The 13,962-nt window shown below is 31.9% G+C and carries 10 protein-coding genes; 7 read left to right on the top strand and 3 right to left on the bottom strand.

Annotated elements, in window-relative coordinates; translation table 11 throughout:
- Positions 1-172: 172 nt before the first annotated feature.
- The 5 genes from ACJJVO_RS16380 (at position 173) to ACJJVO_RS16360 (ending at position 6,951) form a co-directional block, all read left to right on the top strand.
- Positions 173-3,622 carry a beta strand repeat-containing protein gene (locus ACJJVO_RS16380; RefSeq protein WP_405576031.1) on the top strand — a complete coding sequence of 1,150 codons (3,450 nt, stop codon included), beginning with the start codon at positions 173-175 and terminating at the stop codon, positions 3,620-3,622.
- Positions 3,623-3,871: 249 nt separating this feature from the next.
- Positions 3,872-4,033, top strand: coding sequence for a hypothetical protein (locus ACJJVO_RS16375; RefSeq protein ID WP_181897570.1), 162 nt, complete (start codon positions 3,872-3,874; stop codon positions 4,031-4,033).
- 15 nt (positions 4,034-4,048) lie between these two features.
- Positions 4,049-5,185, top strand: coding sequence for a hypothetical protein (locus tag ACJJVO_RS16370; protein ID WP_405576029.1), 1,137 nt, complete (start codon positions 4,049-4,051; stop codon positions 5,183-5,185).
- 30 nt (positions 5,186-5,215) lie between these two features.
- Positions 5,216-6,289 carry a nucleotidyltransferase family protein gene (locus ACJJVO_RS16365; protein WP_405576028.1) on the top strand — a complete coding sequence of 358 codons (1,074 nt, stop codon included), beginning with the start codon at positions 5,216-5,218 and terminating at the stop codon, positions 6,287-6,289.
- 86 nt (positions 6,290-6,375) lie between these two features.
- Entirely contained in the window at positions 6,376-6,951 is a 576-nt protein-coding gene (locus ACJJVO_RS16360) for an outer membrane beta-barrel protein (protein ID WP_405576027.1), read from the top strand.
- Between the two features lie 81 nt (positions 6,952-7,032).
- Here the strand turns inward: ACJJVO_RS16360 and ACJJVO_RS16355 are convergent, their stop codons facing one another.
- Together ACJJVO_RS16355 and ACJJVO_RS16350 are read right to left on the bottom strand one after the other, a co-directional pair.
- Positions 7,033-7,977 (bottom strand): UDP-glucuronic acid decarboxylase family protein, encoded by a 945-nt coding sequence (locus ACJJVO_RS16355; RefSeq protein ID WP_405576026.1) that lies wholly within the window; start codon positions 7,975-7,977, stop codon positions 7,033-7,035.
- Positions 7,978-8,020: 43 nt separating this feature from the next.
- Complete coding sequence (locus ACJJVO_RS16350) at positions 8,021-8,776, bottom strand: zinc-dependent peptidase (RefSeq protein WP_405576973.1); 756 nt, start codon at positions 8,774-8,776, stop codon at positions 8,021-8,023.
- A gap of 502 nt (positions 8,777-9,278) precedes the next feature.
- On the opposite strand from ACJJVO_RS16350, the gene ACJJVO_RS16345 reads away from it, so the two are divergent.
- Together ACJJVO_RS16345 and ACJJVO_RS16340 are read left to right on the top strand one after the other, a co-directional pair.
- Positions 9,279-10,868 carry an FMN-binding glutamate synthase family protein gene (locus ACJJVO_RS16345; RefSeq protein ID WP_405576024.1) on the top strand — a complete coding sequence of 530 codons (1,590 nt, stop codon included), beginning with the start codon at positions 9,279-9,281 and terminating at the stop codon, positions 10,866-10,868.
- 116 nt (positions 10,869-10,984) lie between these two features.
- Positions 10,985-13,237: an FUSC family membrane protein gene (locus tag ACJJVO_RS16340; RefSeq protein ID WP_405576023.1), complete on the top strand. Its 2,253-nt coding sequence runs from the start codon at positions 10,985-10,987 to the stop codon at positions 13,235-13,237.
- Between the two features lie 118 nt (positions 13,238-13,355).
- Here the strand turns inward: ACJJVO_RS16340 and ACJJVO_RS16335 are convergent, their stop codons facing one another.
- Positions 13,356-13,895, bottom strand: a complete 540-nt coding sequence (locus ACJJVO_RS16335) for a hypothetical protein (protein ID WP_405576021.1) — start codon at positions 13,893-13,895, stop codon at positions 13,356-13,358.
- Positions 13,896-13,962 lie beyond the last annotated feature (67 nt).

Raw genomic sequence — 13,962 nt, 5'->3', positions numbered from 1 at the left:
ATACTTAACATGCTGTACATCAACACAAAGCGGTAAAATAATAAAAAGTGACCTTTAGAAAAAAGATGTGTCAAACAAATACAATTAACAGTTTATTAATATTTAAAAACTCTTATAACTTAAAGATTTAGTATTTTTGACCGCTCGAATCTATTTTTAAATAAATATACTTATGAAAAAACTTTACACATTTTTATTTGCACTGATGTTGACTAATTTGGGGTTTGCCCAAACGACAATCTACACACAAGATTTTGAAGCTGATATAAGTGGATATAGTCATACTCCTTCACAAACGCCAAGTACTGATCCAGGCGATCAATATTTCAACAGAGCAGAACCGAGTAATTCCGACATATATGAAAGCGGAGGTCCATACACAAATGTTACAGGATCTTGGTTATTTGTAGGTTCAAACCCAAAAACAATTAATAGTGGGATTTCTGGGGTAATAAATTTCGGTTCAATAAATGTTTCAGGATATTCTGATTTGATTTTCTCAGCTGATTTTGGAGGAGTACCAAATGACTGGGATGCAACAGATGAACTAAGTGTAGAATATTCTTGGGATAATACTAATTGGAATGTACTATATAGTTTTAGTTCACCAGTTACAAATGACCCATTAGAATTAGAAAATAACGCAACAGGTGGTGCTAACACTTCCAACGGAACCGTTTTAAATTATGCACTCCAAACAATTTCTAGTAACAACTTCACTGGAACAGGTACTACATTATATTTGAGGATAGTTTGTAATTCTAATGCTAATTATGAAGCATTTGGAGTCGACAATATAGTGCTTCAAGGTACTGCAATTTCTACTTGTACAGCACCAACAAGTGAAGCAACTGTATTTTCAGAATCTAGCGTAACATCAAATTCAGCGACGTTATCATGGGCACGTGGAAATGGTGACAATGTTATTGTTGTTATGAAAGAAGGCGCTGCTGTTGATTTTACTCCAACAAGCGGTACTGGATATACTGCTAATGCGGCATTTGCTGCAGGAACAGAAGTAGGAACTGGCAACTATCTGGTTTATAACGGATCTGATACATCGATAGCGGTTACAGGATTAACACAAAATGAAACCTACCATGTTGCTGTTTACGAATACAACGATACAGACACTTGTTATATGAGTACTGCCTTAACAGGTAATTTTACAACATTAGCCAGCACAACTGTTGAATTCACAGGAAGTACGGCATCTGTTTCTGAAGATGTAGGTACTTATGACCTAGAATTCACCATAGCTAATGAAGATGCTATAAATGATACAACGTTCGATGTGGTATTAGTTACTGGAGATGCGACAGATATAGATACTTATACTACACAAACGGTAACATTTCTTAGTGGTACAAATGCTAATCAAACAATTAGCATTACAATAACCGACGACATAATTGCGGAAACAGATGAAACTTTAACGTTTCAAATTCAAAACGTAGCAGGAGGAAATGCTGCAACAATTGGTAGTAATGATATTTTTGACTTAACGATTCTTTCTAGCGATATTATAGTTCCTTCTCTTATTATCACAGAAGTTGCCGATCCAGGTGATGATTTCTCTGGCAGATTTGTAGAGATATATAATAATGGGACTACTTCAATTGATTTATCCACTGAACAAATTTATTTCGTTAGACAAGCTAATGGAGGAAACATAAGTTCACGAGCGTTAACAGGTACTTTAAGTGCTAATTGTATTTTAGTAATTGGTAACTCTGCAAATATTAATAGTGCTTATGGTTATGATGCCGATGAAGACTTTGGTGATGTTACTGGTAATGGTGATGATGGTTATTTTCTTTATTATGGTGGAGATGAAATCTCTGGAACATTATTAGATGCATATGGTGAACTTGGTCAAGACGGAACCGGCGAGGCATGGGAATATACTGATTCTAGAGCGATTAGAAACAATCCTAAAACGACTAGTCCAAACGCAACATGGACAGCTTCAGAATGGACAATTTCATCTGCGGATGTTGCAGATATGACACCTGGATCTTTAGAAAATGAATATAGATATGGTGATGCATGGAAACCAAGCGACCCAAACGGCGTGTCTACTATCTCTGATGATATTATTATTGTCTCTGGTGATGCAGCTATATCTGTAAATACCAACTCTAATAACGTTTATGTGAAACCTGGAGCAAACCTAACTATAAATACTGGTGTTTCTTTAACAGTTAATGGAACGGAAGGCATGACATTAAACTCAACATCTACTAGTTATTCTAGTTTAATACTAGATGGAACCATTGCAGGAACTGTAACATACAATCGTTATGTTAACAGTAACAATTCTGTAAATGGAAACGATTTAATTAGTGCTCCTTTATCAGGACAAGCTTTTGATACTTTTATAGCAAACAACCCTAACATTAGAGCTAATCCTTCTGGACCTGAAGTACTATTTGGTGGTTTTGATAATAATAGTAGCACTGATCCTTTTGAACTTTGGAATGACACTGACACTACTCCATTAACTGCAGGTAAAGGTTACCGTTCTGGTATTACAGAAGGTGAAGCAAGTAATCTTGTTACTTTTGAAGGTACAGTAAATACAAGTTTAGTTCAGGTTACAATAGCCCAAGGGACAGTTAGTAAATTAAACTTGATAGGAAACCCTTTTCCTTCATACTTAGATGCTCAACAGTTTTTATCTCACAATGCTAGTCTATTAGATCCTAGTGCAGTTGTAATCTATGGATATAACGATAGTACAGACGGGACTTCTGCTGGAGATTACACTATAATAAGTGCTTTATTAAACACTAGTATGAATATAGCACCAGGACAAGGCTTTTTTATTGCTTCAGGTGATACAGGTGGCGATATTGAATTTACAACCACTAGCTCTGACATGCGTTTAGCTACTGGAGGCGATGATTTTATTGCTGGAAGAGATTCTGCAGTAATATCCAACTTAAAATTAAACCTAAGTAATGCTAATGCTAATTTTATTACTGACATTTTCTTTACACAGAACTCAACATTAGGATTAGACCCTGGTTATGATGCTAGTTTATTAGGAGGTGCAGCCCCTTCATTTGCTTTATATTCAGAATTAATTGAAGACAATACTGGAATTCCTTTTGCAGTACAAGCCCTCGGAAAAACAGATTACTTGGATGTTACAATTCCTTTAGGTGTTAATGCAAACCAAAGTGAACAATTAACGTTTAGTATAAGTGAAACTAATTTACCAAGTACCATAGACGTGTACTTAGATGATACTATTGAAAATACATCAACACTATTAAACAATGGTGACTATGTAATAACACCAAATGTTAACCTTAGTGGCACAGGACGTTTTTACTTACGTCTTTCGGAGAGTACACTTTCAACAATAGATCACAGTTTAGAAGACATCACAATCTATACAAATTCTAATGAGAAGACTGCAATTATTGCTGGACAATTATTAGAAAATACTACAGCTTATATATATGACATACAAGGAAGAGCTGTAAGTACAACCCTTTTAGACAGTACAAGTAGATTGCAAAGCATAGATACAAGCAATTTAACTGCAGGAATTTATGTAGTACAATTAATAAACGGAACACAAAATAAAACTCAAAAAGTAATTATACATTAAATTCTTATACCTGATTTCTTAAAATATTGTATATATTGTGGTTTTAAATAAAACTAACTTCATAATTATTACGTAGATAAGTAAAGAAGTCTAGTTTTAGTGCAATTAAAGTATTAACTTTAGATGTAAATTGATAAGAATCAGATTGGTTTATCAAAGAATTTTAACTTTTATTGTAAACCTTTTCGTATTTTACTTTAATAAATAAAATATTTTATTATTTTTGAACACAAATTTAGGGCAAAAGCCATGAAGAAAGACAACAACATAGATAAAATCACTCGTAAAGAAGCCATTCAAAAAATGGGTAAGTATGCTGCATTAACTGCAGTAGGAACATTTGTGATTTTAAACCCACTTAAAGCACAATCGTCATCACCACCAGATCCAGGAGGTGACCCGTTCGATTAATTTTCGGTTTTTATTTTGAATACTAACTTAGCACCTACATATAAAAAATTGTTTGGTGAAAACTGGATATTGTGGTTTGCCGCATCTAACAGTTATAGTATTATAGAATCAGAATTAAAATTGCTTTTAGAATCATATTTAAAATCTAGCTCAAACGCTGATTTTATCAAAACGATTTCAAATGATAATAACGTTTCAGAAAGCGAACGCATTTCTGAAACGTTATTTAATTATCTTAAGGACTGTAATCATCCTTATACCTCACCTAAGATAGATTCAATTGCTTTAGACACCTCCCAAAGACATATTTCCAAACAATATGATTTTAACGGGAAAACTATTCAAATATATTACGATTCTGAATTAGTTTTAAAAACTGTACATCCAGCACTATCACATTATTGTGTAGAATCTAAAAATAATAGTTCAGCTACATTCGACATTTATTTAAAAAATGACGATTTATATTTATTTAAAGATCAAAAATTAATTTCTCAAGTATCAAAGCACAAGTATCATCTTATGCAAGGGAAATTTATTATGCAATTATTATGTACATTACATAATAAAGATGAGAACGATTGGATTGGCACCTTTCATGGTTCAACAATTACGGATGGTCATTCTTCTATTCTATTTGTAGGAAACTCAGGAAAAGGAAAAAGTACACTTTGCGCTTTATTAACTGCCAACGGTTTTGACTTACTCGCTGATGATGTATCTCCTATGTTGTCAGAAGACCAAGACATTTATTATAACCCATCAGCAATATCCATAAAACAAGGAGCCTTTAATTTACTTGAGCCATTAGTGCCTAGTTTCAAAGATTTACCGATTGTAAAATTCAATAAAACTAAGGGCAACTTAAAATATATTCCTTGTATTAAACCTAAAAGAGACCACTACCCTTGTCGTTCTATCATTTTGGTGAACTACACACCCAATTCTGACACTACATTAGAACGCATATCGGTTAAAACAATACTAGAAACTATAATCCCTGATTCTTGGTTATCACCTAATCCTTTGCATGCAAAACAATTTTTAGATTGGTTAGCAACATTAGAAATGTATCAACTAACATACAGTGATACTCAAAGTGTTACTGATGAAATATCTAAATTATTTAAACAACTTAACAAAAAGGTTTAATGTTTATATTAGTAACGCATTGAGAGACCTATGGATAATTTAGCCATTACATATCAACATATTGCAGATATTCTCAGTTTCGAAACTAAAAATTCTCAACTAGAGAACACCATTAGCAACGCTACGTTTAATTGGGAAAATATAGTACGAGAAGGCAGTAAGCACTATGTTATACCAGCCATTTATTGCAGACTCAAAGCTAGAAAACTATTAGACAAATTACCAGAAGACTTATTAAGTTATCTTGAATTAATTACTACTGAAAATAGAAAAAGAAATTCTATTATATTTAAACAAATTAGTTCTATCTCAGAATTATTTAATTTAAACCAGATAGACCATGTTTTTTTAAAAGGATCCGCTTTATTAGCCTCAGGATGTTATGAGGATAATGCTGAGCGCATGCTAGGAGACATTGACATATTAGTAGCTCCAAAACATTTAAAAAAAGCATATCGCTTATTATGTGATGATGGCTATTACCCATCTGACCAAACTTTAGGTAATGATTTTTTTGAACACAAACATCTGCCTAGACTAAAAACAAAACTTACAGATACTTCTATTGCTGCAGTAGAAGTACATAGAAAATTATTTACAACCCATAATGATGACTTGCTAAACTATCAGGCCATCTTTAATGAAAAAAAACAAATTAACAAGGTGTATATTCCTTCAAATAAGCACCTTTTAATGCATAATATTCTCAATTTTCAGATTAATGATTATGGCGCACTATATAATAGTATAAGCTTTAGATCAACTTATGATACTATTATTATACAACGTAGTTACACTGGTACTAAAGAATGGTATAAAAACAAGGTTTACAAAAACTACTTTAAATACACGAGCTTATTTTTTGAAGATATAGTAATTGCGACCAATGTGAAAACTAACATTTTTACCAATTTCTATTTATTTAAGCTAAAGCACCTTAAATTTTATAAAAATTGGAATAAACTGATAGGAATAATTAGATTTACACCCATTTTATTATACCGATTGTGGCTTTTTATATGCAATAAGACCTATAGAAAAGCCATAATATCAGATAGAAACAGAATTTTCAATCATTTTAAGTCTATTTTGAACCACTTTTAGTTTTTTTTTGATTAATATTATAAAAATTTTAATCAATATTTGTTTTATAATCCATAAAGTTTACCTTTGAACAAAATTATTTCAGAATGAAAAAATTAATTTTAGTAGCATTATTAGTATCTTTTAGTATATCTGCTTTCGCACAAAGGAGTGAGAAAGATTGGTATTTAAACATTGGTGTTAATGCCATTAATAGTTTAGGTTCTCAATCACCTATCTATCACCCAGAAGATTGGAGCTTTCAAACTCCTATCGCTGCAGCAGTTGAGTTAAATTGGACCGAAAAATTTGCAATAGAACAATCTATTACTTTTAATGGTTTTACTACTGAGAATAGAATAGATAGTGATTACAATAATCTTAAAGAAGATTATAATTACTTATCATTAGATACGCATGTAAAATATTATTTTGGAGAACATATATTAGGAGACCGTATAGATTGGCTTGAATTATATGTTAATGCCGGTATTGGCTTTTTTCATATAGATGAAACAAATATGTCTGCCAACCTTGGTGGTGGAGTTTTAGTATGGTTAAACAATAGTAGAACTTTTGGTTTGAGAGCTCAAACTATAGGTAAATTTGCATTTAATCATCCTGATAGCGGTTATGATGACAATCACTATCAATATCACTTACAAGCGGTATTTAAATTGTAATACAACTTAACAATAAAATATAAAAAAGGTTCACAATTTAAATTGTGAACCTTTTTTATTTAAGACACTTTTTGTTAGGTCTTATACTTCTTTAAGTAAATTATCAAAATAATTAATAGTGTGCTTAAGCCCTTCTTTTAATTGAATCTTTGGTTCCCAACCTCCTAATTCTTTCTTTGCTAAACTAATATCTGGTTGCCTTTGTAAGGGGTCATCTTGTGGTAATGGTAGAAATGAAATTTTAGATTTTGAACCTATTAAATCTATCACTTCTTTAGCCAAGTCCAACATAGTAAACTCTATTGGGTTACCTATATTTACTGGACCGATAAAACCATCTCTACTATTCATCATACGGTGCATTCCTTCAACTAAATCATCAACATACTGAAAACTTCTAGTTTGAGTTCCATCACCAAAAATTGTAATATCGTCGCCTTGCAGCGCTTGCATAATAAAGTTTGAAACCACACGACCATCTTGAGGATGCATTTTTGGTCCATAAGTATTAAAAATACGAATGATTTTTATCTTCACTTGGTTCTGATTATGATAATCCATAAACAGCGTTTCTGCGCAACGTTTTCCTTCATCGTAGCAAGATCGTAACCCAATTGGATTAACATTTCCCCAATAACTCTCTGGTTGTGGGTGAACAGATGGATCTCCATAAACCTCACTTGTAGAAGCTTGCAATATTTTTGCTCCAACTCGTTTTGCCAATCCTAACATATTAATGGCACCCATAACGGAGGTCTTAACCGTTTTTATAGGATTATATTGGTAATGTATAGGTGACGCAGGACAGGCTAAATTATAGATTTCATCGACTTCAACCATGTATGGATTAATAATATCATGACGCACTAATTCAAAATAATGGTGATCCATTAAGTGCTCAATATTTTTCTTAGAACCTGTAAAATAATTATCCAAGCAAATGACCTCATTTCCTTCGCTTAATAAACGATCACATAGATGCGAACCAACAAACCCAGCTCCTCCAGTTACCAATATTCTCTTCATGTTTTATTTTTAGGTTAAAAATAAGGTTTATTTTAAATAGTCTCTAATAACCTGCAAACTTAAAATTCAGCATTTCCTTTATATAGCTATATAGATGTGGAAATTGTGATTTGAATTCTTTAGGCGTTTCAATAAAATTCTCAAGTAACACAGCAAAAAATTCAAATTGATTAGTATAAGCATAAGCTCTAAAATATTTTGAAGCAATTAAGTGCTCTCTAAGCCTTGGGTTATTTTGCAGATAGGACGTTAAATTCTGAAACCCACGACTAAATATGACACTACTTACATCATTATTTATTGATGCGTTAAGATGAATTGCATGGCCAAACTCATGGATACCAAGATTTAAGTTATCATCTCCTATGTTATAACCTTGCTTAAAATCTTTCCAAGAAAACACTATGGCCTTTAACTGTGGATTTGTTTCCCCTTTATGATTTGCCTCATTAATTTGAGAATAATAAGATTCTGGATATAAAATAACAGTATTTATTAAATCTAAAAGATACTTTCTAAATCCGAATGTTAACATTATCGATGTTGCCGCAACTAAAACTTTCATTTGTTCTGTAACAACGAGGCCTTGTTTTCCAATAAATTGAGTTTTATCTATAAACCTCGCTACTCTATGTTCAAAATATGACTGATGTTGGTCTGACAACTTACCAAATAAGGGATATTCATTTTTTAAAATTGACAACTGAATAGGAGTCAGTTTTTTAAGCTTTAGATAAAAGTGAGTGACTATTGGTTTCTTTAAATATCTAGTAAATAGATGCTGAAAAATAATAACCAATCTAAATATTATAAACAGAGCTATGATTCCTATTCCTATAGGTATGACGTACGTATATATTAATTCCCATTCTAATTTTTGTTGTTCAGTTTGTAGCAGCATGCAATAAGACTCTGAAATAAATTTATGGGTTAAAATAAAAGTTATCTCATTAATTTAAGCCATAATACCAATCTTTATTTCTAGATTTTTTTGGGATGTAAATACATAATAAAACTAAATTCAAAAAAAATAACCACAAAAATATCTTTTTATGGTTATTAAAACATAGAGATTACTTATCGTTTTGAATGTATGCTATTAAGGATTACTACATGAATTTCATATTCATTCTTCTTATATTAAAACGTTTTCTATCTGAGCATAATGGATATAAAAATTAATTTATCCATAAGACATACCAATTTTTAGATTTTTCAATAAAAAAGTTAAACTATATATTTTTAGCTTAATTATTTAATTGCGTAATCTTATATTTACCGCTTTATTTAAAGTAGACACTATGAAAGTTCGTGAGTATTTTATTATTATTTCAGTCGTTCTTGTTTCAGCAATTATCGGAATTGCTTTTATTTGGAAGCCTATTCTATGGGCTTTTATACTAGTAGGACCACTTGTTATAATGGGTGTTTTTGACATTATGCAAACATCACATACTATTAGACGTAACTTTCCTTTACTAGGAAGGTTTAGATATATGCTAGAGTCTATTAGACCAGAAATAATGCAGTATTTTGTTGAGACTGATACGCAAGGACGACCACTTAATAGAATTTTAAGATCATTAATCTATCGAAGAGCCAAGGGAGAAAATGACACAGAACCATTTGGCACGCAAATGGATATTTATCATTCTGGCTATGAATGGCTAGAGCACTCCATGTATGCCAAAACCAACCCAAAGGATATTGGTGAGTTTCCACGTTTATTAATTGGTGGTAAGGATTGTAAGCAACCTTATTCTTCTAGCTTATTGAATATTTCAGCTATGAGTTTTGGGTCTTTAAGCAACAACGCTGTGCTCGCCTTAAATAAAGGCGCCAAAATGGGGAATTTCGCCCATAATACAGGTGAAGGTGGAATAAGTGAATACCATTTAAAAAATGGTGGAGATTTAATATGGCAAGTTGGAACCGGTTATTTTGGCTGTAGACATGACGATGGTACTTTTAACGAAACTACATTTAAAACCAATGCTTTAAGACCAGAAGTAAAGATGATAGAAATAAAGCTATCTCAAGGTGCAAAACCTGGTCATGGTGGTATTTTACCTGCTTCAAAAAACACGGAAGAAATAGCAAAAATTAGACACGTACAACCTGGTATTGCTGTGCATTCACCTCCGTCGCATTCTGCATTTTCTGATCCTATTCAGTTTATGCATTTTATTAAGAAATTAAGAGATCTTTCTGATGGAAAACCAATTGGTTTCAAACTCTGTTTAGGACGAAAACAAGAATTTATGGATTTTTGTGAAGCTATGATTTTCACAGGAATTCAACCCGATTTTATTACTGTAGATGGTGGTGAAGGAGGAACTGGTGCTGCACCTGTTGAATTTTCTAATTCTATGGGAATGCCATTAAGAGAAGGTTTAATTTTTGTACACGATACCTTAGTAGGCTTTGGACTTAGAAAAGATATAAAAGTCATTGTTGCCGGAAAGATAATTACAGGTTTCCACATGGCAAGAGCTTTAGCCTTAGGAGCAGATGGCTGTAATAGTGCACGTGCTATGATGTTAGCTATTGGTTGCATTCAAGCTTTACAATGTAATACTAATACATGCCCTGTTGGTGTGGCAACTCAAAATGCCTCTTTAGTTAAAGGTTTGGTTGTAGAAGACAAAGCACCACGAGCAAATAGATACCACGAAGCTACCATTCATAGCTTCTTAGAACTTGTTGCTGCTGCAGGATTAAATAGTCCAGCTGAATTAACAAGAGATCACATAAGCAAACGTGTTGGTCTATACGATGTAAAAACCTATCATGATATTTATCCTCCAATGGAAGAAGGGTCATTACTAAATATTGATACCATACCAGATGATTACAAGAAATTCTTTCAGTTAACACGTATTATGAAATAATAAACACATCTGTATTATTCTTTTAGCTGTTAACTTTCATTGTTTTAATGAAAGTTAACAGCTTTTATTTTTATTGTAATTGTTAGTTATAAATAAAACCTGCATCACTACTCAAGTTGTATCTTTGTTTTAAACTTAAAATTATAAAGCTCATTTTAACCTTCATCTCCAAACACGCTAAAGAGTTATTTGAATTCTTTAAAAGCACTAGTTTTTCAAAAGCAGTATTAGTTAGTATTGCTGTAACAATACCTATAGTTTTAGGTATCGCAACGCAACAATTTGAAGTTGGACTTGCGCTTTGTTTTGGCGCATTTTGGTGTTCTCCTAGTGATGTTAGTGGTCGATTAAAACACAAACAAGTTGGAATCCTTTTTTCTGCGATACTAGTGGTTGTTATTAGTTTTATTGGAGGTTATCTCAATATTTCAAATTTTTTACTATTCCCTATTTTGGGCTTTTTAACCTTTTGTATTGCCTTTATTTCAATTTACGGATTTAGAGCATCATTAATAAGCTTTTCTGGATTATTGGCATTAGTTTTAAGTTTTGCCCACACATCTGATACTCTAGAAGTCTACCAATATGCCATATTAATAGGTGTTGGTGGATTATGGTATTTATTTCTCTCAACATTATGGTATTATATCAATCCAAAGGCTCAAACCGAAGAAACACTTAATCAAACATTTTTATTAACCGCTGATTTTTTAGATACTAGAAGGCAACTTATAGGAGAACAACCTGATAGAGAAACATTACAAACTCAACTTATGACCTTGCAAAGTGAGTTAACCGAACATCACCAAACCTTGCGTGAAATATTAATACTATCGCGAAAAAGTTCAGGTAAGTCTAACTATCAAAGTAGACGCTTATTAGTGTTTATTCAATTGGTTGAAATTTTGGAAGCTGCGATTGCTAATCCTGTAAATTATGACAAAATGGATGTGCTTTTTGCACAGCATCCTGAGTTTAAAACTGATTTTCAAAGGTTAATTTCCGAGTTATCTCTTCAATTACGTTCTATTGCTAAAAATATTAATAAGCCAAAACTATTTACATCAAACCTTGCCCTTTCTGATGCTTTTAAAGCGCTTGAAAGTGATCTTCTAAAATTTAAAAATGAAAATAACCTAGAAGATTATGAGCGTTATTTAATGCTTCAGAATCTATTAGACTATCAGAAAAAGCAATTCGAAAAATTAAAAAAAATTAAATGGTTATTAGGTAATCCGCAATTAACCTCAGACGATTATATAAAAAATGATAAGCTAAAGCGTTTTATTGATTCACAAGATTACAGTCCAAAATTATTATTGAGAAACCTTAGTTTTAGATCTACAATTTTTAAGCACTCGTTGCGCTTATCAGTTGCGGTAATGTTAGGTTATGGTATTGGTTTATTTTTCGACTTTCAGAATCCTTATTGGATTATTCTAACCATAATTGTAATTATGAGACCAAGTTATGGCCTTACAAAAAAACGCTCACAAGATCGAATGATTGGAACGCTTATAGGAGCTGCTTTAGCGAGTGTATTGGTCTTTATGGTTAATGATCCATACATGTATGGTGCCTTAGGCGTGCTTTCTCTAGTAGTTGCCTTTTCTATGGTGCAAAAAAACTACAAAGCTTCTGCCACATTTATTACCTTGAGTGTCATTTTTATTTATGCCATTTTAGAGCCTAATATATTAACGGTAATTCAATTTAGAGTTTTAGATACATTAATTGGTGCTGCATTATCTTATATGGCCATGCGTTGGCTTTTACCTGCTTGGTCATTTATGGAAATTGGTGACAATATTAAAGCCGCTTTAAAAGCAAATACGGCTTTTTTTAAATCTATTAGCAATTTTTACCAAAAGAAAGGTACTGTTCCAACAAGTTTAAAAGTCAATAGAAAAGAAGCCTTCTTGCAAATGTCTAATCTAAGTTCTGCATTTCAGCGTATGGCTCAAGAGCCAGAATCTAAACAAAACCATATAGACGATATTTATGAGCTAGTGGTTATTAATCATAGCTTTTTAGCTTCGTTGGCATCGTTGAGCATTTACATTCAAAATAACTCAACCTCAGAAGCTTCAGAGGACTTTAAAATAATTTCAGAAAAAATAAATAACAATTTAGAGATCATCTGTTCTCAATTGAAGGTTATTAACTTTGAAGATTCTAAAACTAATGATTCAATATTTAAACCTGAACATTTTAATTTTCCTATACATCGTATTACTAAGAATGTCATTTCCCAATCAAATAGTGAAAGCACTCATAAGGAAGCCCATTTAATTTGGGAACAATTGTATTGGTTGTTTAGTTTAAGTGAAAAGATGATCACCTTAACATCAAAATTCAAATTAGATTAATAACTTATAAAACCACTCTCTTAGATTTTGAATTATTTTTATAAAACAAAACGTCCTTCAAATTTAAATTTGAAAGACGTTTTTCTTAAATCTAAATCACAAAACGTGTTTTCCAGTATTATGATGCATTTACTGCAATAACTCTATGTTTCTGGTTTTGTATATTGAGCGTATGATCCTTTGATGATAAAAGTTGATTTAAAAAATCTTGCCAATTTTGAGCTACCTCTAGTTGGTCACTTAAAATCATTAGGTCATTATCATAAAACTCAACGTAAGCATCATTATTTTGTTCACGATGATAAAACGATAAACCTATTTTTTCAACGACGTCATAATGATTCGTTTTATCCTTAACACGTTTTGTTTCTTTTGTTGTTTTACAAGACATAACTGTAGATAAATCTATAACCTTAGAATAAACAGAAGTCTCTGTTTTTCTATGAAAGAATAACTTTTGCTGAGAAGTATCTACACCAATTGCGTAGTTACCATGTATTTCGAGTTTATCTAATTTACAATTATGTTCTGTTGCTTCCGTCTTAAGCGCGTTACGAAGTTCTCTTGATCTTTTTTTGCTTCCATTTATAAATAAAGCAAAAGGTAAAATAACAATAGCGACGATAATAATATCGATAATAATTAATCCTGTTCCCATGATATTTGTTTTTTAATAAAATTTAAAGTGTAAAAAAATTGATATGGTACTATATACCATAATTGAC

Source organism: Winogradskyella sp. Asnod2-B02-A (genome assembly GCF_045063645.1).
Taxonomy (GTDB): Bacteria; Bacteroidota; Bacteroidia; order Flavobacteriales; family Flavobacteriaceae; genus Winogradskyella.
This window is presented reverse-complemented; position numbering and strand designations above follow the sequence as displayed.